At 64.1% G+C, this 24414-nt stretch carries 22 protein-coding genes and 1 tRNA gene; 10 read left to right on the top strand and 13 right to left on the bottom strand.

Annotation, left to right across the window (positions count from 1 at the left end; genetic code table 11):
• Window positions 1-79 precede the first annotated feature (79 nt).
• A complete protein-coding gene (locus HU750_RS09335) occupies window positions 80-544 on the top strand; it encodes a nuclear transport factor 2 family protein (protein WP_027593888.1) in 465 nt (154 codons plus the stop codon).
• Between the two features lie 14 nt (window positions 545-558).
• On the opposite strand, the gene HU750_RS09340 is transcribed toward HU750_RS09335, so the two are convergent.
• Both HU750_RS09340 and HU750_RS09345 read right to left on the bottom strand, forming a co-directional pair.
• Window positions 559-1914 carry an ATP-binding protein gene (locus HU750_RS09340; RefSeq protein ID WP_186678869.1) on the bottom strand — a complete coding sequence of 452 codons (1356 nt, stop codon included), beginning with the start codon at window positions 1912-1914 and terminating at the stop codon, window positions 559-561.
• Window positions 1911-2624 carry a response regulator gene (locus HU750_RS09345; RefSeq protein WP_186678875.1) on the bottom strand — a complete coding sequence of 238 codons (714 nt, stop codon included), beginning with the start codon at window positions 2622-2624 and terminating at the stop codon, window positions 1911-1913. The genes HU750_RS09340 and HU750_RS09345 overlap by 4 nt, the downstream gene beginning before the upstream one ends.
• 168 nt (window positions 2625-2792) lie before the next feature.
• Here HU750_RS09345 and HU750_RS09350 point away from each other — a divergent pair, with 168 nt between their 5' ends.
• Together HU750_RS09350 and HU750_RS09355 are read left to right on the top strand one after the other, a co-directional pair.
• The gene (locus HU750_RS09350; protein ID WP_186678877.1) at window positions 2793-3575 is read left to right on the top strand and encodes an MlaA family lipoprotein; all 783 of its coding nucleotides are present in this window, start codon (window positions 2793-2795) and stop codon (window positions 3573-3575) included.
• Window positions 3568-3810: a hypothetical protein gene (locus HU750_RS09355; protein WP_186678880.1), complete on the top strand. Its 243-nt coding sequence runs from the start codon at window positions 3568-3570 to the stop codon at window positions 3808-3810. Before HU750_RS09350 ends, HU750_RS09355 begins: the two co-directional genes overlap by 8 nt.
• A gap of 133 nt (window positions 3811-3943) precedes the next feature.
• On the opposite strand, the gene HU750_RS09360 is transcribed toward HU750_RS09355, so the two are convergent.
• Window positions 3944-4909: an ABC transporter substrate-binding protein gene (locus tag HU750_RS09360; protein ID WP_186678882.1), complete on the bottom strand. Its 966-nt coding sequence runs from the start codon at window positions 4907-4909 to the stop codon at window positions 3944-3946.
• A 209-nt stretch (window positions 4910-5118) separates the two neighbouring features.
• Here HU750_RS09360 and HU750_RS09365 point away from each other — a divergent pair, with 209 nt between their 5' ends.
• Complete coding sequence (locus HU750_RS09365; protein ID WP_186678885.1) at window positions 5119-6267, top strand: M14 family metallopeptidase; 1149 nt, start codon at window positions 5119-5121, stop codon at window positions 6265-6267.
• A gap of 53 nt (window positions 6268-6320) precedes the next feature.
• Here HU750_RS09365 and HU750_RS09370 read toward each other — a convergent pair whose 3' ends face one another.
• The 7 genes from HU750_RS09370 to HU750_RS09400 all read right to left on the bottom strand — a co-directional run bounded on the left by HU750_RS09370 (window position 6321) and on the right by HU750_RS09400 (window position 12660).
• On the bottom strand, window positions 6321-7289 hold the full coding sequence (locus HU750_RS09370) for a Csu type fimbrial protein (RefSeq protein WP_186678888.1): 969 nt from the start codon (window positions 7287-7289) through the stop codon (window positions 6321-6323).
• Window positions 7286-9529, bottom strand: coding sequence for a fimbria/pilus outer membrane usher protein (locus tag HU750_RS09375; protein ID WP_189674476.1), 2244 nt, complete (start codon window positions 9527-9529; stop codon window positions 7286-7288). The genes HU750_RS09370 and HU750_RS09375 overlap by 4 nt, the downstream gene beginning before the upstream one ends.
• Before the next feature lie 162 nt (window positions 9530-9691).
• Complete coding sequence (locus tag HU750_RS09380) at window positions 9692-10468, bottom strand: fimbrial biogenesis chaperone (protein WP_099429910.1); 777 nt, start codon at window positions 10466-10468, stop codon at window positions 9692-9694.
• 39 nt (window positions 10469-10507) lie between these two features.
• Entirely contained in the window at window positions 10508-11011 is a 504-nt protein-coding gene (locus tag HU750_RS09385; RefSeq protein ID WP_027593898.1) for a Csu type fimbrial protein, read from the bottom strand.
• A gap of 3 nt (window positions 11012-11014) precedes the next feature.
• The gene (locus tag HU750_RS09390; protein WP_186678894.1) at window positions 11015-11548 is read right to left on the bottom strand and encodes a Csu type fimbrial protein; all 534 of its coding nucleotides are present in this window, start codon (window positions 11546-11548) and stop codon (window positions 11015-11017) included.
• An 18-nt stretch (window positions 11549-11566) separates the two neighbouring features.
• Window positions 11567-12103 (bottom strand): Csu type fimbrial protein, encoded by a 537-nt coding sequence (locus HU750_RS09395; protein WP_027593900.1) that lies wholly within the window; start codon window positions 12101-12103, stop codon window positions 11567-11569.
• Window positions 12104-12132: 29 nt separating this feature from the next.
• A complete protein-coding gene (locus tag HU750_RS09400) occupies window positions 12133-12660 on the bottom strand; it encodes a Csu type fimbrial protein (RefSeq protein WP_027593901.1) in 528 nt (175 codons plus the stop codon).
• Window positions 12661-12967: 307 nt separating this feature from the next.
• Here HU750_RS09400 and HU750_RS09405 point away from each other — a divergent pair, with 307 nt between their 5' ends.
• Genes HU750_RS09405 through HU750_RS09415 form a run of 3 tightly spaced genes read left to right on the top strand, consistent with a single transcriptional unit; the run spans window position 12968 to window position 18095 of the window.
• Window positions 12968-15217: an ATP-binding protein gene (locus HU750_RS09405; protein ID WP_186679044.1), complete on the top strand. Its 2250-nt coding sequence runs from the start codon at window positions 12968-12970 to the stop codon at window positions 15215-15217.
• A gap of 15 nt (window positions 15218-15232) precedes the next feature.
• Window positions 15233-15694, top strand: coding sequence for a response regulator (locus HU750_RS09410; protein ID WP_027593903.1), 462 nt, complete (start codon window positions 15233-15235; stop codon window positions 15692-15694).
• Between the two features lie 13 nt (window positions 15695-15707).
• Window positions 15708-18095: a PAS domain-containing hybrid sensor histidine kinase/response regulator gene (locus tag HU750_RS09415; protein ID WP_099453496.1), complete on the top strand. Its 2388-nt coding sequence runs from the start codon at window positions 15708-15710 to the stop codon at window positions 18093-18095.
• A gap of 245 nt (window positions 18096-18340) precedes the next feature.
• Here the strand turns inward: HU750_RS09415 and HU750_RS09420 are convergent.
• A tRNA-Gln gene (locus tag HU750_RS09420) sits at window positions 18341-18415 on the bottom strand.
• 269 nt (window positions 18416-18684) lie between these two features.
• Between HU750_RS09420 and HU750_RS09425 the strand changes: the two genes are divergently transcribed.
• Window positions 18685-18927 carry a hypothetical protein gene (locus HU750_RS09425; protein WP_027593905.1) on the top strand — a complete coding sequence of 81 codons (243 nt, stop codon included), beginning with the start codon at window positions 18685-18687 and terminating at the stop codon, window positions 18925-18927.
• Window positions 18928-19044: 117 nt separating this feature from the next.
• The gene (gene zapE, locus HU750_RS09430) at window positions 19045-20130 is read left to right on the top strand and encodes a cell division protein ZapE (protein ID WP_186678905.1); all 1086 of its coding nucleotides are present in this window, start codon (window positions 19045-19047) and stop codon (window positions 20128-20130) included.
• Window positions 20131-20239: 109 nt separating this feature from the next.
• On the opposite strand, the gene HU750_RS09435 is transcribed toward zapE, so the two are convergent.
• Window positions 20240-22129, bottom strand: coding sequence for a propionyl-CoA synthetase (locus HU750_RS09435; protein WP_186678907.1), 1890 nt, complete (start codon window positions 22127-22129; stop codon window positions 20240-20242).
• 181 nt (window positions 22130-22310) lie between these two features.
• On the opposite strand from HU750_RS09435, the gene HU750_RS09440 reads away from it, so the two are divergent.
• The gene (locus HU750_RS09440) at window positions 22311-23177 is read left to right on the top strand and encodes a LysR family transcriptional regulator (RefSeq protein WP_085273236.1); all 867 of its coding nucleotides are present in this window, start codon (window positions 22311-22313) and stop codon (window positions 23175-23177) included.
• On the opposite strand, the gene HU750_RS09445 is transcribed toward HU750_RS09440, so the two are convergent.
• Window positions 23151-24308 carry an HPP family protein gene (locus tag HU750_RS09445; RefSeq protein WP_186678909.1) on the bottom strand — a complete coding sequence of 386 codons (1158 nt, stop codon included), beginning with the start codon at window positions 24306-24308 and terminating at the stop codon, window positions 23151-23153. The two genes, HU750_RS09440 and HU750_RS09445, sit on opposite strands and share 27 nt — an antisense overlap.
• Window positions 24309-24414: the final 106 nt, after the last annotated feature.

Consider the following 24414-nt stretch of genomic DNA (forward strand, 5'->3'; position numbering starts at 1 on the left):
AAGTGCCGGGCACGCCGATTCCCTGTACCGCCCTCGATGACTACGCTCCTAGCTATAAACCACCTGAGGAGTGCCTACGATGCCCCGCCCACCGCTGCCCCCTTTCACCCGCGAAACCGCCATCGAAAAGGTCCGTCTTGCCGAAGACGGCTGGAACAGCCGCGACGCCGCCAAGGTAGCGTTGGCCTACACGCCCGATACCGTGTGGCGTAACCGTGTCGAGTTCCCCCGTGGTCGGGCCGAGGTGGAGGCCTTTCTGACACGCAAGTGGAACCATGAACTGGAGTATCGCCTGATCAAGGAGCTGTGGGCCTTCACCGGCAACCGCATTGCCGTGCGCTACGCCTACGAGTACCACGATGACAGCGGCCAGTGGTTCCGTGCCTATGGCAATGAGAACTGGGAATTTGCCGAGGATGGCCTGATGCAGAACCGCCATTCGAGTATCAACGAGCAACCTATCGCCGAGGCGGATCGCAAGTTCCATTGGCCCCTGGGGCGGCGCCCGGACGATCACCCCGGGCTCAGTGACCTGGGCCTCTGATCGCCACCGGTGGGTCAGCCGACAGGCAGCGTGACCCTGACCTCGAGCCCACCGCCCTGGCGGTTGCTCAGGGTCACGCTACCGCCCTGTTCGAGGACGATGGCGCGCGCCGCCGGCAAGCCCAGGCCGACCCCGCCGGTGTCCTTGTTGCGTGAGCCTTCGATGCGGTAGAAGGGCTCGAAAACGCATGCTTGCAAGTGCTCTGGGATGCCCGGGCCTCGGTCAAGAACGCGGATGATGATCTGCTCGTCAGTGATCGCCAACTGCACCGTCGGCTCGGTGCCGTACTTCACCGCATTTTCGATCAGGTTGACCATCACCCGCTTGATACCAATCGGGCGGCCCACATAGACCCAACGGCGCGGCCCGCTGAGGTCGATGTCCACCCCCGCATCCTTGAAGTCGTCGACCACGGTCGACAACAGCTCGCCCAGGTCGAACGCCGTGGCCGGTTCCAGCCGTGCATCATCGCGGAAAAACTGCAGCGCGGCGTCGACCATCGCCTGCATCTCGTCCACGTCCTTGAACAACTTGGCCTGCAGTTCGCCCTCTTCGATGAACTCGGCGCGCAGGCGCATGCGGGTCAACGGGGCGCGCAGATCATGGGAAATCGCCGCGAGCATCTGCGTGCGGTCGTCGAGAAAATGCTTGAGCTGGGCCTGGGTGGCGTTGAAAGCCAAAATGGCCTGGCGCAGGTCGTAAGGGCCGACCACTGGGATCGGTGGGGCGTTGAAGTCCTTGCCAAAGCGCCGCGCACCTTCGGCGAAGCGCTCCAGAGGGCGGGCCAGGTAGCGTGTGGCAAATAGCGCGAGCGCCAGGCTGGAGACGATCATCAGCGCCACAATGATCAGGTTGCGCGGCAGTTCATCCAGCCCCCAGCTGCGGTCGGTGGCGCGATAGAGCAGCCATGACTTGTCTGACAGCTCAATCAGAAGCGCATAGCCACGCGGTTGCGCCTGCGCGGGCAAGTCGGACGGTCCGTAGACCTCGATCTGCGCGTCCGGGCGCGCCAGGAGTGCGCGCAATGTCGGCGCCCCTTGGTGAAATTCGTTATCTACCAGGGCTGGCAAACCGGCCTCGTCACGCTGCAGTAGCCATTGCACGCTATACGACACATCACCTGCGGCGCTGGCCAAGGTCGGCCGCTGCGCCACAGGTGCGGCGTCGACCATGCGGGCAACAGTAGCAACCTTCTCGATCAAGCCGCTTTCCAGCAACGGCGGCTGCGCCCACACGCTGAGCAGTACACCGAACAGCCACTTGAGCAGCAGCAGGCTGAGCATGGCCGCCAGGGTAGTGAGCGCGATCCAGCGGGCAATGGTGACGCGTGGCCGTGGCAGGGCCCTGCGCGCCCAGGCCAGCATCCTCATCGCTTGGACACGCTGGCGGTGAACAGATAGCCGACGTTGCGCAAGGTGCGGATCAACGGTTCGCTGTCGCCGTCGCTTTCAAGCTTGCGCCGCAGCCGGCTCACCTGCACGTCGATGCTGCGGTCATAGGCCTCGTGCGCTTCGCCACGCGCCAGGTCCAGCAGTTGCTGGCGGCTGAGTACGCGCCTGGGGTGCTCGGCGAACACCAGCAGCAGCTCGAATTCGCCGTTGGACAACGGGATCATGACCCCCTCCGGCGAGCGCAACTCACGTCGCAGCACGTCCAGCTGCCAGCCAGAGAATTCGAGTACGGCACGCGACGAGGCAGGCACTGGACTGCCCGGACTCTCGCCTGCCCGGCGCAGTACCGCCCGCACCCGGGCCAGCAACTCGCGAGCGGCGAACGGCTTGGTCAGGTAGTCGTCCGCGCCCAGCTCCAAGCCCACCACACGGTCGCTCAGTTCGCCCATGGCGGTGAGCATGATCACCGCTACCTTGTACTCAGCCTGCAAGCGCTGGCACAGCACCAGGCCACTGTCGCCCGGCAGCATGACATCCAAAATGACCAAGTCCGGCACGCGCCGTTCGAGTACCTGCCAAAGGCCTTGGCCATCACTGGCCACATCGACCTCGTAGCCGTGCTGGCGGAGAAACTTCTGCAGCAGGTCGAGTACTTCGACATCATCGTCGACAATCAGCAAATGGCTCACACCGGGGCACCGCGAACAGAGGGAGTAAAGACTTACTTTACGGCCATCCCAGGGCTGCCGTCATATATTTCAACCCGGAAACAAAGTGTCAGCCGGGCAATAATCCAGACATTCCCACGCAATCAACCGGCCACACCATCGGCGCCAGTTATTGTCAGGAATGTGCCCATGCCCACCGCTACCCCCACTGCCTGGTTTTCAGCCCGCCATGCGCTATTGGCCTTGTCATTGCTCGCTGCCGGCGGCTGCAGCCAGCGGCCACCTGCCAGTGCCTGCGGCCCAGTGGCCTATCAGCTCAGCGACCCCGCCGAGCCCGCCAACCGCGCCGTGTTCGCCTTCAACCGCAGTGTCGACGATTACCTGCTAGCACCGGTCGCCCGTGGCTATAGCGCATTGCCTGATTTCACCCGGCAGGGCGTGCACAACTTCGCCGCCAACTTCGGCGAACCCAAGGTCTTGGTCAACGACCTGTTACAAGGCAACGGCGAACGGGCGATGACCAGCCTCACGCGCTTCATGTTCAACACGACCCTGGGCGTCGCCGGCTTGATCGATGTGTCCGGAAAGATGGGGCTACCCCGACACACGTCGGACTTTGGCCAAACCTTCGGCGTGTGGAACATCGCCGATGGCCCGATCGTAGAGCTACCGCTGCTGGGCACCCACAACCTGCGCGATGCGACCGGCAGCGTGCTGAGCTTGGCGGTCGACCCGTTCGGCGACAACAGCGACACGGTCGACACCCTGGGCAATGTGGCCATGGCAGGCAGTGTGGTGGATGGCCGCGCCGAAGCGCTGCCGGTTACCGACACGTTGCGCATCCTGCCTGATTACTACCTGGCCGTGCGCGACTACACCGCCCAACAGCGTGCCGAGCGGGTGGCCGAAGGCAAGGCTGGCGCGCCTGGCAAACGGCCGGCGAGCTGTACGGGGGTACCCACCGATGAATGATCCCCAACCGGTGGTGTTGTTCAGGCGCCTGCAGCGCGACACTCGCCAGCAGGTGCTGCACGAGCTCGAGGCGCGGGTCTCCGAGGATGGCCAGCATCTGATTCTGAGCCGTTATCGCGAGCGCACGGGCGACGGCACTGCTGCACAGCAGCGTCACGAAGTGCACCGCCGCGTGCCCATCGCAACGCTGCTGAAGTGGGTGACCCGGCAAAGCCTGGAGCGCGAGCCATCCTGATGAGGCGATTCAGAGCGTCATCTTGCTGACTGCGGCAAGCAGCAAAGGCGCCATCTGTTCGTCGGTCATCGCCTTCGACTAAGGAGAAACCCTGTAACTGCCGTGGCCTCTCGCAGGCAAGCCCGCAACAGGGTCAGCGTTGAGCCGCCAGTGCATCGGTTGCGGGCACGCTGAAGCCGCTGGCGAAGGTCGGTGCCACATCCAGCCGTTGGCTCATCAGGCCGTGGGCTTTATAGAAGTCGGCGGTTTCCTGTTGTTCGGCAATGGTGGTGGCGTCGATGGCCTGCCAGCGCAATTGGCGGCGTTCGAACTGCAGGCGCGCGGCCTCTTCAGGGAAGCCGATGATCGCCGCGAGGGTTTTCGAATAACTGTCCAGGTGCTGATACGCCCAGACCTGGGCGCCGGCCAGGCGTGCCAGGTAGTCCTGCAGTGCGGCCCGGCGTGGCGCATCCTCCAGCGCGTTGTCGGTGGCCGCGAGGAAGCTGTTGCCGCTGGACAGGCCACGGCCATTGACCAGCACCCTGCCCTGCCCGCTCAGCTCGGACAGCGCGGTGTAGGGTTCCCAGGTCGACCAGGCGTCCACCGCGCCATTGGCCAAGGCAATCTTGGCATCGACCGGGCCGAGAAAGCGAAACTCGACGTCCTTTTCCGACAGGCCAGCCTGGTCCAGCGCCTTGAGCGCCAGATGATGGCCAATCGACCCGCGGCCCGTGGCAATGCGCTTGCCCTTGAGGTCGGCGGCGCTGTTGAAGGGCGCGTCGGGGTTCACCAACAATGCCGTGCCGTAAGGGTCGGACTTGTCGACGGCGATCGCCTTCACCGGCGCCCCGGAGGCGAGCACGAACAGCAACGGTGCATCGCCGATGATGCCGGCATCGATCGCCCCAGCATTCAGCGCCTCGGCCAAGGGCGCAGCGGCGGGAAACTCGGCCCACTGAATGTCGTAGGGCAGGTCGCGCAAGGCACCGGCGGCTTCCAGCTGTGCACGCATGTTGCCTTTCTGGTCACCAATGCGCAGGGTCAGGCGTTCGGTTGCGAAGGCTTGGGTCGCCAGCAATGCGCTGGCGGCAATCATCAGAAGGTGGGATCGGATGGACATCCGCGGCTCCTTTCAGGTAGGGAACCGGGACTCTAACGGCAGCCAATTAATAAATGAAATTGATTTTAGCAATAACCTAATATGCAAAACAAAGCACAAACCAGTGACTGTCGAACCCTCGACACCTGAAGCAACAGGCCACCTGCATCACTCAAGCGCGCAACCGGTGTACAGTAACCCCACAACAAAGCCCGTCAAGGAGCCCGGCGATGACCGTGACGCTGTCCCCCCTGCAGATCGACTGCGATTTCGATTCCGGCAACATCCAGGTTCTGGATGCCAGCAACCCTGCCAAGGTCCACCTGGCCATCCGGCCGGACACCCACAGCGGCCACTTCCAGTGGTTTCACTTCAAGGTCAGCGGGTTGACGCCGGGCCAGGTCCATCGCTTCAGCCTGGATAACGCCTCCGAATCCTCCTACAAGAATGCCTGGGCCGGGTACAACGCCGTGGCCTCCTACGACCAGCAGACCTGGTTTCGCGTACCCAGCCAGTTCGATGGCAAGGCATTGTCATTCGAAGTGACTGCCAAGCAGGAACAGATCTGGTTCGCCTACTTCGAGCCCTACCCTCGCGCGCGCCACAACCAACTGATCGAGCGCGCCAAGCAGATCCCCGGTGTCGAACTGCTGGCCAGCGGCCGCAGTGTGCAAGGGCGCGATATCCCCTTGCTGCGTGCGGGCGACGGCGCAGCCGGCAAGCGCAAGCTGTGGCTGATTGCCCAGCAACACCCCGGCGAGCACATGGCCGAGTGGTTCATGGAGGGCGTCATCGACCGCCTGCAAGCCAACGATGGCCAGGTGCAGCAACTGCTGGCAAAAGCCGACCTGTACCTGATCCCCAACATGAACCCGGACGGCGCCTTCCTCGGGCATCTGCGCACCAACTTCAAGGGCAAGGACCTCAACCGTGCTTGGCAGGACGCCAGCGTCGAGTTCAGCCCTGAGGTGTTCTTTGCCCAGGCGCAGATGAAGCAGTACGGGGTGGATGCGTTCATCGATGTGCACGGGGATGAAGAAATCCCCCATGTGTTCACTGCGGCGTGCGAGGGCAACCCCGGTTACACACCACGCCTGGCTAAGCTGGAGGAGCAGTTCCGGAGCACGCTGTGCAGCGTGACCCCGGACTTCCAGACCGTGCATGGCTATACACGTGATGAGCCTGGGCAAGCCAATACCACGCTGGCGTGCAATGCGGTGGGCATGGCCCATGACTGCCTGTCACTGACGCTGGAAATGCCCTTCAAGGACCATGACGATGCACCCAATGCCGTTACCGGGTGGTCAGGGGCGCGGTCGAAGGCACTGGCAGGGGCAGTGTTGGAGACATTGCTGAAGATGGCTGACGATCTGCGTTGACCTTCAAGGCGCCTTCGCGGGCTTGCCCGCGAAGAGGCAGGTTCAGTAGAACGCTAAAACTGCACGTCCAGCGTCACACTGTCGGTGTAGCTCGCCGCCGGCGGTGTGGCCTGGTCGGTGTACACCTTGGCGTTGTAGTTGAACACCTGGCTGCCTGTCCCCGTACCCACCCCTGGGTTGATATCGGCATCACTGCTCGAACGCCGGGCACCGGTGACCGAGCCCCAGCGCACTGTACTGCCGCTCTTGAAGATATCGTAGGCCAGGTAGTTGTTGGCCGCCGACTTCATCCTGCGCCGCCCACCCGACACGTTCTGCCCGTCATCCAGCCCCACCGTGTAGCTGGTGCCTTTGGTACATGACAGGCTCACGCCTTGGTTCACCGTGGCAAACCCCGACACCACCGGCGCACTGCCGAAACTGATGGTGGGTGTGGTGATCTGGCAGTCGTTGCTCACCGTCAGGCTGACCGTGAGAAACTGAGTGCCGGAACTGTTATCTCGGCCGATGCACAAACCGCCAATGCCAATCCCATCGCAGTAGTTCCAGGCCCAGTTGACGCTCAGCGTCTCCTGGTAAAGCCCCGCCGCGACGTTACTGTTGAGCTGCGTGCGCATGTAGATCGGCACCGCCTTGGGTGTACCGTTGAGCAACCCGAGCAGGTCAAGAATGCCGTTGCGGGCAAAATCGAAGGCCACACCACGGGTGATCGGGTAGTTGGTGCTGCTGTCGGCATACAGCGTGTAGGGGATGACGTCACCGGTGGGGCCGACCAAACCACCGGTGGCCGGCATAATCGTCGCTTTGAAGGTATCGCCACTGCCGAGCACGCTGAGCACCGAGCCGTTGCACTGCAACCCCGAATTGCTGCTGAAGGCGGTCTGTACCGTGCTGCGTACCAGGGTCGAACTGACGGTGCCGAACGCTGCGGGCGAGGTTGGCACCGACGCGCACTTGGCCCACGCCGCACCTGCCGGCAGCAGCAACGCGCACGCCCACAACCCTCGCTGCCAGGCCTTCATCGGCACACCAATGGGCCGATCAAGGGGACCGAGCCTGCGCCTTCAGGCAGGTCGAATTCGACTTGGCACTGCCCTCCGCCCTCCAGCGCCACCTGCAGGCGATTGTGCGGCGAGAGGTTTTCCAGGTAGACCAACCCATCCCAGCCAACCACCGCCTGGCTGCCGCTTTCCTCGTGGGTCACTCGGCTGCCGAGCTTGATCACCTGCTGGCTAGCGTCCACCAACTCGATACTCGCCGCCAGCACGCGCCTGAGCGGGAACTCCAGCAAGTAGCCGCTGCCACGACGCACCGCCACACGCTGCTCCACTTCGGGTGCCAGGATGTCGGGCGGCAGGTCCATCGGGTCGATCTCATATTTGCCCCGGTAGTAACCGCTGCTGTACGGCACCAGCAAATGGCCGCTGCTGTCGGTGCGGCCGATCTGCTGGTTCTCGTAGCGCACCGGCACATCGGCGTAGCCGTTGGTACTGACCACCACGAAGGCGTCGTCGATGCGGTTGGCGGCGAACACCCCGGCGTCCATCCAAACCAACGAGCCGCTGGCGTCTGCCCATCGGGTCATCTCGCCACTGCTGCCGTATACACCGGCCTGCAACTGCACCGACTGCAGGCGCCAGGTGACATCGGCCTGGCGATAGGCATCGCGGTTGCCACCGGTGGCATACCCCAGGTTGTACCCGACGCCGCCGCCCACCGGCACCGCCCGGCTGTAGTTGACCCGCTGCAAGTCCTCGCCTTCCTTGCTGCGTTCTGCGCTTAACGCCAGGGTACCGTTAAGGTCGAACGGCATGACCAATTGCGCCTGCACAGCCCACTGGCTGTCACCGATTTCGCGGTTGGCCGACAGGTAGATGCTGCTGTTGCCCCACAGCGGCTTGCTCCAGCTCAGGTTGATCAGGCGCGTGCGCGAAGCGTCTGCGGCGCGTACGTCGAAATAGCCAGCGCCGAGGCTGCCGTATTCATTGAGGTTGAGGCTGACGGTGACCTGCTCGCTACGTTGGCTCAACTGCATGTCCGGGCTGTCGACCCGCGACAGGTCGGCGTAGTCGCCATGGCGCTGCAGGCGCTGGTAGCTGAAGCCGATGCGCTGGCTGTTGTACTGGTAGCCGAGGGCGACCTGATGGCCCTTCTCGCCGTCGAACTGGCTCTGTGCCAAGGCCGCATTCAGCACCCCGAAGTTGCCCAGGCGCATGTTGCCACCCAAGCCGCCCAGTACCAGTGACTCGGCGGTTTCGAGGTGGCTCTCCAGAGTAAAGCTGTCGCTAAGGCCGTAGCGCAAGCTCCCCGAGGCGACCCCTGGGCCGTAACTGAAATCGCGCACGGCATAATCGCGGCGCAGGCTACCGGCAGCCACTGAGAAGTCCGACAGGCCCTTTTGCAGCAGGCTGCTGGTGACATAGAACGGCAGCGTGGTCGACACCTGCCGGCCGAGGGCGTCGGTGGTTACCACCACCGCCTCACCTGCACCGTTGATGAACGGCACGTTGGTCAGGGTGTACGGGCCGGGCTGCAGCTCGGTGGTGCTGGACTTGTAGCCGTTGATGAACAGGTCCAGCGAAGTCGGTACCGCCGCCTCTCCGGCGAATGCGGGCAGCGGGTAGGTCACCAAGTCCGGACGAGCCGCGAAATCGCGCGACAGTTGCAGGCCGCCGACCCGCACCGCGCTGGTCCAGGGCAAGGCACCGGTGACGAAATCACCGGCTTCGTAGCTGAGCAGCCGTTGTTCATCGGTGAAGCGCCAGGTGCTGTCGTAACGCAGGAAGCCCTGGCGCGACTGGTCGGCCTGGGCGCCATTGAACGACTGGCGCCACTGGCCGGTACTGGAGAACGTCCCCCAGCTGTCGAACAGGCGCAGTTCGTTCCAGGCTGCCAGGTAGGTGCCACCCTCATCGGTGTCATTCAGGTACAGGTCGTAGTTGAACAAGGCGCCGAAACTGCTGCGCGCATCGCTGGCCGGGTACAGGTTGCGATCGCCTACCTGTTGGTCCGGCAGCCAGGCCGGCGGCACCTGCAGTAGCAGGCGCTGGTTCTGGCTGTCGTAGTCGGCGTGCAGACCTGGCACAGCATCCAGTGCCACTTCGCCCTGGGGGTCGCCTGGCAGGCTGATACCGGCCGTGCGCAGCACATCACTGCCCAGGAACAGTTGCCCGGCCCGTTGCTGCACGGGCACCAGTTCAGCCCTGGGCATCTGGTTCACCAGCAGGTCGAGGTACAGCGTGGCGTCGGCGATGGCGGACATCTCCGTGGGCGGTGGCGGCAGGTCGTCGGCCAGTGCCAGGCAGGGGCCGAACAGGGCCAGCCCCAGGCACCAGTGGCGCGGCGTCGCCGACAGCCATTTCACACACGGTTTCCGACCATTGCCGGGTCCTCCCTGGCCCCTGCCCTTCATTCAGCCGCTGGCTCATTGACCTTGGCGGATGGCATCCGCCACGTTCTGGCCATTGACCCGCCCTTTCAGCACACTGCCGGCGCTCGGCGCCAGCGGCGCCGGCCAACGCATGCTGGCACCGGGCAATACATAGCCCAGCAGGCCTTCGGCCAGCGGTTTGCTCTGGCTGCCTTGCTGCACCACCACATCGGTCAGGCGCGCATGCACCGGGCCGGTGTTGCGCAGCTCGACGTAGGGTTTGCCCTGCACGGTCACTGCGTGCCAGCTCAGTTGCGGCTTGCCCACCCCTTCGGCATTACGTTTGCCTTCAGGGTCGGCCTTGCCCCACAACCCTTCGCCGTAGACGAACAGCGGCACCGAATAACGCATCTGCAGGCGGATCGCGGCCGTAGCGCCCTGACTGGCGTTGTCTGCCGGGACTGCTGGGGGGATTTCGTCGATGATGATGCGATAGGCCTGCTCTTGACCGGCGGGCGAACTGCCGGTGCGGGTCAGGCGGATCAACTGCTTTTGCCCCGGGGCGATATTGGCCACGGGCGGGCTGCCAATGATGTCGCGCTGTGCCTGAAACTGCTCTTGGTAATCACCCTGGCGCCAGGCGAACACCCGCACCTGCAGGTTCGCCGGCGCAGTGCCGCGGTTTTCCAGCCACAGTGCGCCGGCCTTCTGGTCAGCCTCCAGCACCGGGTCAATCGGCCAGATCAGCACCGAGGTGGCTGCCCCCGCCGGCAGGCTTGCCAGCAGCGATAACCCGATCAAACCACGCGCCCACTTCGCGCCTGCCCACATGCCACTCTCCTTAGACTGCTGTCATGGGTGCTGGCCGTTTCACCAGGTCACCGTCACTTGCACTACATCGGTGTAGGTCCCTGCCGGCAGCGTGCCGGTCAACTGGGTTCTGCCGTACACCGGCAATTTGATTGACGTGGGGTCGGTGTAACTGACCGCCACGCTCTGGCCAATGCCGAAGGCTTGGCTGTACGCCGCGTCGCGGTACAACTGGTAGGCCAACACCTGCGTGCCGCCCGTACGCTTGAGGTTGCGTGTGCCACTGGCGTTGTTCTGGCCGCCGTCCAGGCTCATGTTCAGGGTTACCCCGGGTGTGCACTGAAACGTCACGCTGGCGCCCCCCAGTGAGGTGCTCAGGGTGCCGCTGGCCAGCGCCGACTGGGTGCCGAAGTCGAGCGTCCCGTAGTTGCTCACGCCACCGACCACCAGGCAACCGGCGACGATCTGCGCATTCACCTGGAACGTGCTGGTGGGCACCGCCCCCAGGGGCGTGGCCAGCAGCACACCGATACCCGTGATGCCACTTGCCAGCCAACCGCGCATGGCTCAGAAGGTCAGCTCGACGGCCACCGTGTCGGTGTACACCCCCGCTGGCAGGCCCGCCTTGCCGCGTGCCTGACCATACAGGTTGACGGTCTGGGCCACGCCGGTACTGGTCGGCAAGGTGATGGTGCCGTCAATGGCCAGTATCTGGGTGCGCCCGGTATCGGTGTAGAAGTCGTAGGGCACGAAGTTGCCGGCGCCATCGGCGAGCGCACGCGTGCCGCCGCTGGACTGGCCATCGTGGCTACCGGCGCGCACGCGGATCGCCGGGATGCTGCCCGCCGAACACAGGATGCTCAAGGCGCTACCCGTGCCGCCAAGCACCTGGGCGTTGGCAGTACCGAACAGGGCATCCTGGGTGCCGAAGTTGAGGGTACCGAAGTTCAACCCTGAGCTCGCGGAACTGCCATTGACCTGGCAGGCCGCGATCAGTGTCAGCGTCGAGGTGATGTTACCGGTCACCGTGGCGGCCTGGGCCTGGGAAGCCAAGGCCAAACCGAGGCCGGCGAGGATGCAGTGGGTGAGGTTCGTGCGCATCGGAGTCTCCTTGCGTGGTTACCAGTCCAGGGTCACTCTCAGGGTGTCGCGGTACAGCCCGGCGGGCAGGGCGCGCGGTTGCGCCACTACCACGCCGTAGATCGGAATCGGTATCTGCTGGGTGCTGCTGATGGTGAAGGCGCGGGCCTGGCCGATGCCGTAGCGGCTGTTGCCACCCGGGTCCACCGCCAGTTGATAAGGGATCAGTTCACGGCCGTTGCTCAGGCGCCGTACGCCGTCATTGCCATTCAGGCCGCCGTTGATCCGCACGTTGAAGGCCCTGACCTCGGGCGTGCAACTGATCTGCAAGCGGCCCTCGCCGGCCACTTCGTCGACCCGGCTGCGCAGTGGCTGGTCCCAGTTCGGGCCACGTTCACCGAAGTCCATCAGGCCTGGGTTGCCCAGGGTTGCAGGCTGGTCGGTGCCGCTGCTGATCTGGCAGGCCGCACTGATCACCAGCCGCGCCTGAATGAACCCGGTGGTGGTGCCATGGGCCGCGCCACCGGGCAACAGCAGCGGGCCGAGGGTAAGCAGCAGGATCGAGGTGCGGTTCATGGCGTCGCGTCCTTGTGCAGGGGGCATCCTTACCAGGTGACCGTGATCTTGAGCAGGTCGCCATACAGGCCTGCCTGTGGTACCCAGGCCAGTTTGTCGATGCGGGCATAGAGCGGGAGTTCGATCGAACCGCTGCTCGGCACCCGCGCCGAGTGCGCGACATCGACCGCCAACGGCTCGCGCCAGGCGGGGTCGCGATACAAGCGATAAGGAATAGGCCGGGCCTTGCCGTCGTCGTTGGCCAGAAAGCGCAGCTCACCTGCGCCACCGTGCTGGCCGCCATCGACCCGCACCTGATAGGGCGTGTCGGGGTTGCATTCCAAGCGTGGCGGCCGCTGGCTGTGCAGTACACCGCTCAAGGGCGCGCCTGGGCCATCGAGCCGCGCGGCACTGCCCAGGTCGATCAGGCCCAACGCTTGTGCCCCGGCATCTCGCGTCTGGTTGACCAGCATGCAGCCCCGCTGCACCAGGACCCGCACTTCAACGAGAAAGTCCGTCGCTACGGCACTGCCGCTCAACAACAGGCCAAACAACGCGGCCAAAAAGCGTTCCGTCACTTTATAATCCTTATCGCTGTGTGCTGACGCTTTGCATTGAAGCTGTGTACCCATTGGAGCGTAGCAGCGGGGTGGAATAGCAGTGATGGCTTCAAGCCATTTTTTTGTATTAGCGATAAAGCGATAGCGGGCGTTCGCGGCCACCGCGAAAAAAACTTCGATGCCACCGAACCCCTCGTCGCACAGTGCCTCCAATGGCCATGAGCCGGCAAATCAGCCGACATTCTGGTACGGTGCATGTCAACCATCGTCCTGCACCAGACACGTGACCGCTGCATGGGCGGGCATGACAGGAGCGTTTTCATTGATAACTGCAGACAACCCCCTCGCCGAGGCCGTAGAGCGCTGTGCCCAGGAGCCGATCCAGGTGCCGGGCAGCATCCAGCCCCACGGGTTTCTGCTGGTGCTGGACGAGACCGACCTGCACATCCTCCAGGCCAGCGAAAACGCCGAGCACTGGCTAGGCTTGCCCGCCAGGGAGCTGCTGGGCTGCGCCTTGGCCGAGCTGGTCGGTGACAGCTTCGATATGCGCGCGCACCTTGCACGCCTGCCCGACGACGAGGCCTTTCCGTTTCATATCGGCGACGTGTGCCTGCGCCCGGGTGCACCCTGGCGCGACAAGCTGCGCGTGCTGGCCCACCGTCACGACCAGGTGCTGATCGTCGAGTTCGAGCCCGTGCGCTTGCCGGCCGACCTGGCTGAGCAAGGTGATTACTACCCACTGGTGCGCAGCTTCGTCGGCAACCTGCACATGGCCGCCAGCCTTGAAGACCTGCTGCAGCAGTCGGTGGAACAGCTCAAGCGCATCACCGGGTTCGGCCGGGTCAAGGCGTACCGGTTCGACAGCGAAGGCAACGGCCAGGTGCTGGCCGAGGTGGCCGACCCCGGCTACCCCAGCTACCTGGGCCTGTGCTTCCCCGCCTCGGACATCCCGCGCCAGGCGCGCGAACTGTATCGGGTCAACCGCATCCGCGTGATCGAAGACGCCAACTACCAGCCCTCCAAACTGGTACCCGCCGCCAACCCGCGCACCGGCAAGGCGCTGGACATGAGTTTCGCCGCGCTGCGCAGCGTGTCGCCGGTGCACCTGCAATACATGCGCAACATGGGCACGCTGGCCTCGATGTCGCTGTCGATCGTGGTCGACGGGCAACTGTGGGGGCTGGTGTCCTGCCACCATGACCAGCCACGCCCGGTGGACCTGCGTACCCGTACCGCCTGTGAGCTGCTGGCCAGCGTGTTGTCGCTGCAGATCGAGTCGCGTGAATCCCACGCCAGCACGCGTACCCTGCTCGACCTGCGCCAGCACATCGTGCGGATGATCTCGTCGATGGCCGATCACGACAGCGTCAGTGAGGGCCTGCGCGACCTGCCCGATGTGCTGCTGGAGTTTGCCGGTGCCAGCGGCGCCGCAGTGATCTCCGCCGACCGTTGCGACCTGATCGGCAAGACGCCACCGCAGGCGCAAGTCACGGCGCTGGTGCACTGGTTGGCCCAGCGCGGTGAAGACACGGTCTTCCACAGCGACAACGTACGCCGCGACATCGACGAGCTGCCTGAACTGGCAGACCATGTCGGCGGTGTGCTGGCAGTGGCCATCTCTCAAATCCACTCGCACTACCTGCTGTGGTTCCGCCCCGAGCAGGTGCGCACGGTCAACTGGGCCGGGCAGCCAAGCAAACAGGTCGGGCCGCAAGGCCAGCTTGACCCACGCCACAGCTTTGAACGCTGGCAGGAAGAAGTACGCGGCTTTTGCCAAGCCTGGGACCCGTTGATCGTCGAAGGCGTGGTGGAGCTGCGTACTGCCGTGCTGGGCATCGTCCTGCGCAAGGCCGAAGAGCTGGCACAACTGGCCGGCGAACTGCGCCGCTCGAACAAAGAACTCGAAGCCTTTTCCTACAGCGTGTCCCACGACCTGCGTGCGCCCTTGCGGCACATTGCGGGGTACACCGAGTTGCTCGGCGAAATCGAAGGCCAGGGCCTTAGCGAGCGTGGCCGGCGTTTTCTGCAGCACATTGGCGAAGCCGCGCAATTCGCTGGCAGCCTGGTAGACAACCTACTGAATTTCTCGCAAATGGGCCGCTCGGCCCTGCGCCTGTCGGATGTCGACCTCAATGCCCTGGTCGACGCCATACGCGCCGAGCTGGCACCGGACTACCAGGGCCGCGAAATTGTCTGGGACATCGCCCCCCTGCCCAAGGTGATCGCTGACCCGGCGTTCATCAACCTGGCGCTGCAAAACCTGATTGGCAACGCCATCAAATACACCCGCGGTCGCGACCCTGCGCGCATCGAGATCCGCGCCCAGGAGCACCCAGACGAGGTCGAGGTGTGCATCCGCGATAACGGCGTAGGCTTCGACATGGCCTACGCCAACAAACTGTTCGGCGTGTTCCAGCGCCTGCACCGCATGGAAGACTTCGAAGGCACCGGGATAGGCCTGGCAAGCGTACGCCGCATCATTGAGCGCCATGACGGCCGTGTCTGGGCCGAAGGCCAGATCGACCAGGGCGCCAGTTTCCATTTCACCCTCCCGCGCCCCGCCGCGACTACATGAGGCCCCTGTACCATCATGCTCAAACCTATCCTGCTGGTAGAAGACAACCCCCGGGACCTGGAGCTGACGCTGCTGGCGCTGGAGCGCAGCCAGTTGGCCAACGAAGTCATCGTGCTGCGTGACGGCGCCGATGCGCTCGACTACCTGTTGCGCCGCAATGCCTATGCCGAACGCGACGGTGGCAACCCCGCCGTGCTGCTGCTGGACCTGAAACTGCCCAAAGTCGATGGCCTGGAAGTGCTCAAGGAAGTTCGCACCACCCCTGACCTGCGCAGCATCCCGACCGTGATGCTAACGTCGTCGCGGGAGGAGCCCGACCTGTTGCGCGCCTACGAACTGGGGGTCAATGCCTACGTGGTCAAGCCCGTGGAATTCAAGGAATTCGTCGCCGCCATCTCCGACCTCGGGGTGTTCTGGGCCGTGCTCAACGAACCGCCACCCGGCTCGCTGCGCCTAAACCGCCGCGGCAGCAACTGAGGCCAACGCGAACATGCTGCCAACGCCGCTGAAACTCTTGATGGTCGAAGACAGCTCGATGGACGCCGAGCTGACCCTGCTGCGCCTAGAGCGCAGCGGGCTGCACGTTCAGTCGCAGTTGGTATTCGATCATGTCGGCGTCGAACACGCCCTGCGTGAGAGCCACTACGACCTGATCCTTTGCGACTGTGTGCTGCCCGGCTCGTCCGGTACCGACGTGCTGGCCATCGCCCAGCGCCTGGCGCCAGACACCCCGTTCATCTTCCTCTCCGGCATCTACGGCGAAGAGCACGCGGTGGAGATGATCCGCCTGGGTGCCACCGACTATGTACTGAAAAAAAACCTGCCGCTGCTGCCAAAGGCCGTGCGCCGGGCGTTGACCGAAGTGCAGGAACGCCAGCGTCGGCGCCGCGCCGAAGAAGCGCTGGCGGATGTCGAGGCGCGCGCCCGCATCGCCATCGACGCCGCCGGCATGGGCACCTGGGACCTGCGCCCACAGGAAGGCCTGTTGCTGTGGGACGACCGCTGCAAGACCTTGTTCGGGCTGCCCACCAGTACCGAAATGACCCTGGATGTGTTCTTCGCGGGTATCTACCCCGAAGACCTGGCCATGGTCCGCGACGCCGTGGAGCATGCCATGCGCCCCGAGAGCGGCGGCCACTACCGGGTCGAGTTCCGCATCGCGCAACCCCACGGCCTGGAACCCCGCTGGCTGCTCAGCAGCGGCCAGAGCCAGTTCGTCGATGACCAGTGCGTGCGCTTTTCTGGCGTGCTGCAGGACATTCACACCCAACGCCAGGCCACCCTCGCCCTCAAGCAATTGAACGAGATGCTTGGCGAACGGGTCGAGCGCCGTACCCGTGAACGCGACCGCGCCTGGGAGCTGTCGCAAGACTTGTTGGCGGTGCTGAACAAAGACCTCACTCCGGTCGCCCTCAACCCAGCCTGGGAAGCCAGCCTGGGCCTTTCGCGCGAACGCCTGAGCCAAACGTCACTGTTGCACCTGCTGCCCGAGTCCGATCAGGAGCTTTTCCTCACGGAGCTGGCCGCCCTCGCCCACGGCCGCACCAGCGCGCGCTTTGTCGGCCGCATCCTGCATGCCGGCGGCCAGCAACGCTGGCTGTCTTGGGTGGTGGTACCCGAAGACACCCTGCTGTACGTGGTGGCCCGCGACATCACCAGCGAGCGCGAGTCCGCCCTGGGGCTGGCCGAGGCCAACACCCGCCTGCGTGAACAAATCACCGAACGCGAGCGTATCGAGGCTGCGCTGCAACAGATGCAGCGCCTGGAAGCGGTCGGCCAGTTGACCGCGGGTGTGGCGCACGACTTCAACAACCTGCTGACGGTGATCCTCACCGGTGCCAGCTTCCTTGAACGGGACCTCAACAAGGCCGACCTGGACAAAGCACGTACCCGCCTCACACACATCCGTGAAGCAGGCGAACGCGGTGCCAAGCTGACCTCGCAGTTGCTGGCCTTCTCCCGGCGCCAGCGCCTGGAGCCCGTGCCGCTGAACCTGAACCGGACACTGGCCGGTCTTGAAGAACTGCTGCGCCGCACCCTGGGCGGTAACGTGTCGGTGCGCCTGGACCTGGACCCGCACCTGTGGCAAGCACTGACCGACCCGACCCAGACCGAGATGATCATCCTCAACCTGGCGATCAATGCCCGCGACGCCATGCCCGACGGCGGCCAACTGACCCTCTACACCCGCAACACACACATCGAGGCCCGCCCCCAGCGCCCGGAAGACCCGGACCCTGGCGAGTACGTGATGCTGAGCATCCGCGATACCGGCTGCGGCATGAGCGAAGATGTGCTGGCCAAAGTGTTCGAGCCGTTTTTCACCACCAAGGACATCGGCAAGGGTTCGGGGCTTGGCCTGGCCCAGGTGTTTGGCTTCGCCAAGCAGTCGGGTGGCGGCGTGCGCATTGACACCGTGCCCGGGCGCGGCACCCAAGTGGCGGTGTACCTGCCGGCGGTCAAGGGTGAAGCGCAGAGCGAGCCCGTGGTGCCAGAGGTTTCCCAGCCGATCGGTGACAGTGGCCAAAACCACACTGTCTTGCTGGTGGATGACGACCACCTGGTACGCGACATGCTCGGCGATGTGCTGCGCCAGTACGGCTATCAGGTGCGCCAGGCACACAGCGGCGAACAGGCACTGGCATTGCTCGACGACGGCATCGACCTGCTGCTGACCGATTTCGCCATGCCCGAATTCAATGGCGCGCAGTTGGCCTTGGCAGCGCGCGAGCGACACCCGCGTTTACCGGTGGTGTTTCTGACGGGGTATGCGGAGCTGGAAGGGTTGGAGCTGCCCGGTAGCCTGGTGATTCAAAAGCCAGTGCAGGCCGAAGAATTGGCGCGGGTGCTGAGTGAATTGCTGCGGGTCTCGGCGTAGCTTTACAGCACCTGTTGTATGCTTGCCAGCTGTACCTGCTGTACGCACGCCAACTGTAGGAGCAGCCTTGTGCTGCGAAGAGGCCAGTGACCGTCAGGGAATGTCCGCTGCGGCTGCCGGCCTCTTCGCAGCACAAGGCTGCTCCTACAGTTTGGCGGGCATGGCGGGACTTAAGAACAGAAACGACAAAACCCAGCGCTTATCTGGCTAAGCACCGGGAAGACATAATAAGTTGAATCAGAAAATGGCAGGGGCGGCTGGATTCGAACCAACGCATGGCAGGATCAAAACCTGCTGCCTTACCGCTTGGCGACGCCCCTGTATCGAGATGCAGCAAACGCTGCTCTGACAATTCCAACTGAGTGACAACTGGGTTGTTGTCTTGGAATGCGCGGCACTTTAACAACATTCTTTCGGCCTGTGAACCCCCTGATGTAAAAAAAATGCTTTAAAACAGCAAGTTAGTTCCTTCCCTCTGCCAATACCCCATCCCGGCAACCATCCGTCGCTTTCCGCCTGCATGGCTTCAACACATTCGCATTTCACCTTTCCAATCAGATAGGCGCATTCATTGACCAAGGAGGTATCCATGCCTGTCTCACACGACCTTTACCAAGACCTGCACTACCCGCGAGAAATCGTCCAGCAACGTCGCCAGCAAGACAAAGCCCTCGACCGCCTGCTGGACGAGTACATGGACATCGACAACCAGGTGCTGGCCGCCGAATCGATCTCGGCCGGCAACTTCGTCGACGAGGACCTGCGCCACCTCAAAGAGCGCCGCTTGACGGTGAAGTACATGATCGAGCGCCAGCTGGAGCGCAAAGCCTAAGCGGGCGCTCGACCTATCTCGTCAGGCGATCATTGCCCACTGCTTTCTCTATTGGTCAAAATGGCGACCGTCGCGCAAGCTGCGCCCTGCACTGCCATCGACCAAGGAGCTATCGATTTGCCTGCCTGGATCCCTACCCCGCTGCGTCAGCTCGGCCAGCGCCTGCGCGCCAACACTGCCCCTGAAAGCGAACTGCTGGCCTGGTTCGAAGACAAGGCGTGCAGCCGTGGCTACCAGCTCAGTGACGGCCAACGCCGGGTCATCCACAGCATGGCCGAGCAACTGGCGCAGCTGGAACACGGGCAACCGTGCAGCCTGTACCTGCATGGCTCGGTCGGCCGCGGCAAAAGCTGGCTGCTCGACGGGTTTTTCCAGGCTGTGCCGGTAGAGGCCAAACGACGCCTGCACTTCCATGATTTTTTTGCCCGCCTGCACCAGGGCATGCACCGCCACCGCGCGCTGGACGATGCACTGGGCGCTACCTTGGACGAGCTGATTGGCCAGTGCCGGGTGTTGTGCTTCGACGAGTTCCATGTGCATGACATCGGCGATGCCATGCTGCTCACTCGGCTGTTCACGGCGCTGTTCGAGCGTGGGGTTTTCCTGTTGGTAACGTCGAACTATGCACCTGAAGGCCTGCTGCCCAATCCGCTATACCACGAACGCTTCCTGCCGGTGATCCGCCTGATCAACGGGCGCATGCAGGTGCTGGAAGTCGGTGGCGACACCGACTTTCGCAGCCTGCCGGCCAACCGCGAGCATCAGCGTTTTACCCAGGGGCACTATGTGTGGCCCGGCACTGCCGAGCAACGCCAGACGGTGAACGTACCGGACGCGCAGCCGGCCACATTGGACATCAATAAACGCAGCCTGCGCGTGCTGGCCAGTAACGACCGGCAGGTGATGTTCGCCTTCGACGACCTGTGCGAACAGCCCACCGCGGTGATCGATTACCTGGCACTGGCGGCGCAGTACGATGCGTGGGTGATCGATGGGCTGGACGACCTGTCTGAATGTTCGCTGGCAGCACAGCAGCGGTTCGTCAACCTGGTGGATGTGCTGTATGACCAGGACAAGCAGGTGACAGTGATCGGGCGGCGGCCGCTGGACGAAAGCCTGGGCGGAGCGATTGCCGACCTGATGCGCACCCGCAGCCGCTTGGGGCAGTTGCATCAGGTGGGGCCTGAGTACTTTATTGGCTGAACTGGCGCATTCGCGGGGCAAGCCCCACCGGCATGTCACCGAACCTGAAATCCGGGGGCTTCCTGTGGGAGCGGGCTTGCCCCGCGAATGGGCCATCAATACCACCGAATCAACCCGCCCGTGGCAGGTCCGCCAACACCGCCTCGATCTCCCCTAACACCGCCGGATCATCCAAGGTCGACGGTGGCACATAGTCCTGCCCATCGGCAATCTTGCGCAGCACCGCGCGCAAAATTTTCCCCGACCGGGTCTTGGGCAGCCGCTTGACCAACCGCACCCGGTTGAAACACGCCAGCGCACCGATTTCTTCGCGCACACTGCCGACCAGGTCCACCAGCAACTGCGATTCGGCAATGCCCTCGCCATCTTTCAGCACCACCAGCGCCAGCGGCACCTGACCCTTGATATCGTCATGCACGCCGATCACCGCGCACTCGGCCACGGCCGGGTGACGCGCCACCAGGTCCTCCATTTCACCGGTGGACAGGCGATGCCCAGAGACGTTGATCACGTCGTCCGTGCGCCCCATGATGTAGACGAAGCCGTCATCGTCCAAGTAGCCGCCATCGCCCGTGTGGTAGTAGCCCGGGTAGGTGCGCAGGTACGCTTGCAGGTAGCGCTCGTGATCGCCCCACAGCGTCTGGCTGCACCCAGGCGGCAACGGCAGCGCGATTACGATCGACCCCTGGTGGTTCGGCCCCAGCACATGGCCGTCATCGTCCAATACACGCACGTGGTAACCCGGCACTGCGCGATTGCTCGACCCTGCACGCGCCGCGCTGCCCTCCAGCCCAACGCAGGGCGCGGTGACCGGCCAGCCGGTCTCGGTTTGCCACCAATGGTCGTGCACAGGTTTGCCAGTGACCCGCTCCAGCCATTCGTGGGTGCTTGAATCGAGTTTTTCCCCCGCCAGGAACAACTGGCGCAGCGAGCTCAGGTCGTGTCCTTTGATCAGCTCACCGTCCGGGTCTTCCTTGCGGATGGCCCGCATGGCGGTCGGCGCGCAAAATAACGCGTTGACCTTGTATTGCTCGACCACGCGCCAGTAGGCGGAGGCGTCCGGGGTGCGGATCGGCTTGCCTTCGTAGAACACCGTGGTGCAGCCACTCATCAACGGCCCGTAGACGATCAGCGAATGGCCCACCACCCAACCCACGTCAGAAATACCCCACCACACATCGCCCGCCTGCATGCCGTAGATGTGGCGCATGGCATAGCACAGCGCAACCGCGTTGCCGCCGTTTTCACGCACGATGCCCTTGGGCTTTCCGGTGGTACCGGAGGTGTACATGATGTACAGCGGGTCACCGGCGTCCAGCTCGACAGGGGCCACCGGCTCGGCCGTTGCCAATGCCTGCTGCCAGTCCAGGTCGCGGCCTGGCTGCAACTGGGCGGTGGCCTGGGGGCGTTGCAGGACCAGCACGTTGCGCGGCTGGTGACGGGCCAACTGCAGGGCACGATCGACCAGCGGCTTGTATTCGATTACCCGGTCGAACTCCAGGCCACAGGACGCCGTCAGCAGCAACGTGGGCCGGGCATCATCGATGCGCAAGGCCAGCTCGTTGGCGGCAAAACCGCCGAACACCACCGAATGCACCGCGCCTATCCGCGCGCACGCCAGCATGGCCATGGCCGCCTGCGGCACCATGGGCATGTAGATGATCACCCCATCGCCCTTGCCAACCCCCAATTGGCGCAGCAAACCGGCCAGGCGTGCCACCTCGTCGCGTAGCTGGCGGTAGGTATACGTCTGTTGAGTACCGGTCACCGGCGAGTCGTAGATCAGCGCCAACTGCTCGCCACGGCCTTGTTCGATCTGATGGTCGAGTGCCAGGTGGCAGCTGTTCAGGCGGCCGTCAGCAAACCAGCGGTGGGTGCCGTCAGGGTTTTCCTGCAAGGTCAGGGAAGGCTTGCGGTGCCAGGCCAGGTGCGCGGCTTGCTCGGCCCAGAACGCGGCAGGGTCGGCGATGGAGTGGGCGTAGCTGTGCTGATAGCTCATGTCGAAGGGAACCCGGTACTTGTTGTTATAGAAGGGCGAAACTTGAGTATGGACCGCCACGCCGGGCGCGCCATGGGACTAAAGTCACAACCGACCTGCAAATTTGCAGATAACACGAATACGCCCCATAACGGTGCAAAGCCTCTAGAATAGGCCGCCCCTTTTAGCCACCGAGCAGCCCATGGACATCGATCAGGCCCGTACCTTTCTGGAAATCGTGCGCTGCGGCAGCCTGGTCGCCGCCGCCGAACGCCTGTTCGTGTCACAAACGGCGATCACGGCGCGGGTCCAGCGCCTTGAGCAGCAATTGGGCTGCCAGTTGTTCGTGCGCAGCCGCAACGGCGCCAGCCTGACCAGCGATGGTGAGGCCTTCGTCAGCTATGCCAACCAGCTGGTGCAGACCTGGGAAGCGGCGCGCCGCGACCTGCCGCTGCCCGAAGGTTGCCAGCAGGTACTGCATGTGGGCGGCGAAGTGAGCCTGGGCAACCCGATGATGCTCGACTGGGTCAGTGCGCTGCACCGCGAACTGCCCAGCCATGCCATCCGCAGCGAAGTGAGCGACGGCGAATCGCTGCTGCGCAAGGTCGAAATGGGCCTGCTGGACGCCGCGCTGGTCTATCAGCCGACCTACGGGCCAGGCCTGCAAGTTGAGCAGTTGATGGAAGAGAAGCTGATCCGCGTGCGCCGGGTCGATCAGCCTGACCCGTACATCTATATCGACTGGGGCGAGGCGTTCCGCCGCCAGCACGACGCCGCCCTGCCCGACTGCGCGCGCCCGGCACTGAGTTTCAACCTCGGGCCGCTGGCCCTGCAGTTCATCCTCGACCAGGGCGGCAGTGGCTACTTCCGTACCCGCGTGGTGCAGGCTTACCTGGACAGCGGCGTGTTCGAGCGCGTGCCGCAGGCGCCAGAGTTCACCTATCCGACGTTTCTGGTGTACCCGCGCAAGCGCGACAGCGAAGCGCTGCAACAGGCCTTCGCGATACTCCGCCAGCTGGTGGCTGCCGGCGCCAGCGATTGGTCACAGCGCTGGGACCCGGTTATCTGAGGCACTGCCGGCGGCGCTCAGTAATTGGCGCTTGAGGCCGGCGATAAGGTCGGTCTGGGTGACCACCCCGACCAGTTGGCCGTTGTCGAGCACCGGCAGACAGTGCAGCCCTTGTTCGCACAGCAAAGGCAGCAGGCGCTCCAGCGGGTGCTGGCTGCTGACACTGACCACCCGCCGGCTCATCACCTGCTCCATGCGCACTGCCTTGCGCCCGAACAGGCCGCGCCAGCGGAACCGCCCATGCTGCATGGCCGGCCCTACCAGGTCACTTAAGCTGACGATGCCGACCAGCTTGCCATGCTGGAGCACCGGCAGGGTTTTCAGGTGGTGGCTGGCCAGCAGCTTCCACGCCTGCTCCAGGGTGGTGTCCGGTGACGCGAACTGCACATCACGCGACATCACGGAGGCTGCTGTGATACCGCCCAGGCTGCGCTGCAAGGCATGCTGTTCGGTGGCGAGGATGATGCGCTCCAGTTCGTCCCGGGTGACATCGACGAACTCGCCCAGCTCTTCAAGGGCCTGGTCCAGGTCGGCGCCGCTGACCCCGACACGCTCGCTGGGCAGCGGGTCGTGGGTGTGATGCAGCTCTTTGCGTGGGGCCGTGCCTTTGGGGTAACGCACGCCAGTCAGGCGGTTGTAGACCACCGCCACTGCCACCAGAATCAGCGCATTGAGCAGCACCGGCTCCAGCAGGTGATCCCCTAACGCGGTCAGGCCCGGGTCGGCCAGCACCGCACTGACCGCCACACCGCCGCCCGGTGGGTGCAGGCAGCGCAACAGGCACATCACCAGTACCGAGAGCGCCAGGGCAGTAGCAGCCACCCAAAGCTCAGGCCCGAAACCCTGGCGCATGGCCAGGCCGACGGCGCCCGCCAGGGCGTAACTGCCCAGCACGGGCCAGGGCTGGGCCAAAGGGCCGGAATGCACGGCAAATACCAACACTGCCGAAGCGGCCAAAGGGCCCAGAAGGTGCAAAGCGATACCATGGCCATAGGCCATGCTGGTCAGCCAGCCGGCCAAGAACAAGCCAAGCAAGGCGCCGATACCAGCGCGCAGCCATTCTTTGGGGGGGATATTCAGGGGTGCGGGCAACAGCCGCTGCAGACGACTTTCAGAACGCGAAGCAGGCATGTGAATAATCGAAATCGTAGTTTTTCTGGTTAAAAAGAAAGCCCAGCCGCGCTGGCCTGGGCCCTGTATTGCCAGAGCAATAGCGCAAGGGGCTCCGTCCGTGGAG

The organism is Pseudomonas sp. SWRI50 (assembly GCF_014269095.1).
Classification (GTDB): Bacteria; Pseudomonadota; Gammaproteobacteria; order Pseudomonadales; family Pseudomonadaceae; genus Aquipseudomonas; species Aquipseudomonas kermanshahensis.

Excerpts from the sequence above, each read along its gene's own strand:
- HU750_RS09335 (WP_027593888.1), top strand. The coding sequence starts at position 80 with ATGCCCCGCCCACCGCTGCCCCCTTTCACCCGCGAAACCGCCATCGAA.
- HU750_RS09340 (WP_186678869.1), bottom strand. The coding sequence starts at position 1,914 with ATGAGGATGCTGGCCTGGGCGCGCAGGGCCCTGCCACGGCCACGCGTC.
- HU750_RS09350 (WP_186678877.1), top strand. The coding sequence starts at position 2,793 with ATGCCCACCGCTACCCCCACTGCCTGGTTTTCAGCCCGCCATGCGCTA.
- HU750_RS09355 (WP_186678880.1), top strand. The coding sequence starts at position 3,568 with ATGAATGATCCCCAACCGGTGGTGTTGTTCAGGCGCCTGCAGCGCGAC.
- HU750_RS09360 (WP_186678882.1), bottom strand. The coding sequence starts at position 4,909 with ATGTCCATCCGATCCCACCTTCTGATGATTGCCGCCAGCGCATTGCTG.
- HU750_RS09365 (WP_186678885.1), top strand. The coding sequence starts at position 5,119 with ATGACCGTGACGCTGTCCCCCCTGCAGATCGACTGCGATTTCGATTCC.
- HU750_RS09370 (WP_186678888.1), bottom strand. The coding sequence starts at position 7,289 with ATGAAGGCCTGGCAGCGAGGGTTGTGGGCGTGCGCGTTGCTGCTGCCG.
- HU750_RS09375 (WP_189674476.1), bottom strand. The coding sequence starts at position 9,529 with ATGTCCGCCATCGCCGACGCCACGCTGTACCTCGACCTGCTGGTGAAC.
- HU750_RS09380 (WP_099429910.1), bottom strand. The coding sequence starts at position 10,468 with ATGTGGGCAGGCGCGAAGTGGGCGCGTGGTTTGATCGGGTTATCGCTG.
- HU750_RS09385 (WP_027593898.1), bottom strand. The coding sequence starts at position 11,011 with ATGCGCGGTTGGCTGGCAAGTGGCATCACGGGTATCGGTGTGCTGCTG.
- HU750_RS09390 (WP_186678894.1), bottom strand. The coding sequence starts at position 11,548 with ATGCGCACGAACCTCACCCACTGCATCCTCGCCGGCCTCGGTTTGGCC.
- HU750_RS09395 (WP_027593900.1), bottom strand. The coding sequence starts at position 12,103 with ATGAACCGCACCTCGATCCTGCTGCTTACCCTCGGCCCGCTGCTGTTG.
- HU750_RS09410 (WP_027593903.1), top strand. The coding sequence starts at position 15,233 with ATGCTCAAACCTATCCTGCTGGTAGAAGACAACCCCCGGGACCTGGAG.
- HU750_RS09415 (WP_099453496.1), top strand. The coding sequence starts at position 15,708 with ATGCTGCCAACGCCGCTGAAACTCTTGATGGTCGAAGACAGCTCGATG.
- HU750_RS09425 (WP_027593905.1), top strand. The coding sequence starts at position 18,685 with ATGCCTGTCTCACACGACCTTTACCAAGACCTGCACTACCCGCGAGAA.
- HU750_RS09435 (WP_186678907.1), bottom strand. The coding sequence starts at position 22,129 with ATGAGCTATCAGCACAGCTACGCCCACTCCATCGCCGACCCTGCCGCG.
- HU750_RS09440 (WP_085273236.1), top strand. The coding sequence starts at position 22,311 with ATGGACATCGATCAGGCCCGTACCTTTCTGGAAATCGTGCGCTGCGGC.
- HU750_RS09445 (WP_186678909.1), bottom strand. The coding sequence starts at position 24,308 with ATGCCTGCTTCGCGTTCTGAAAGTCGTCTGCAGCGGCTGTTGCCCGCA.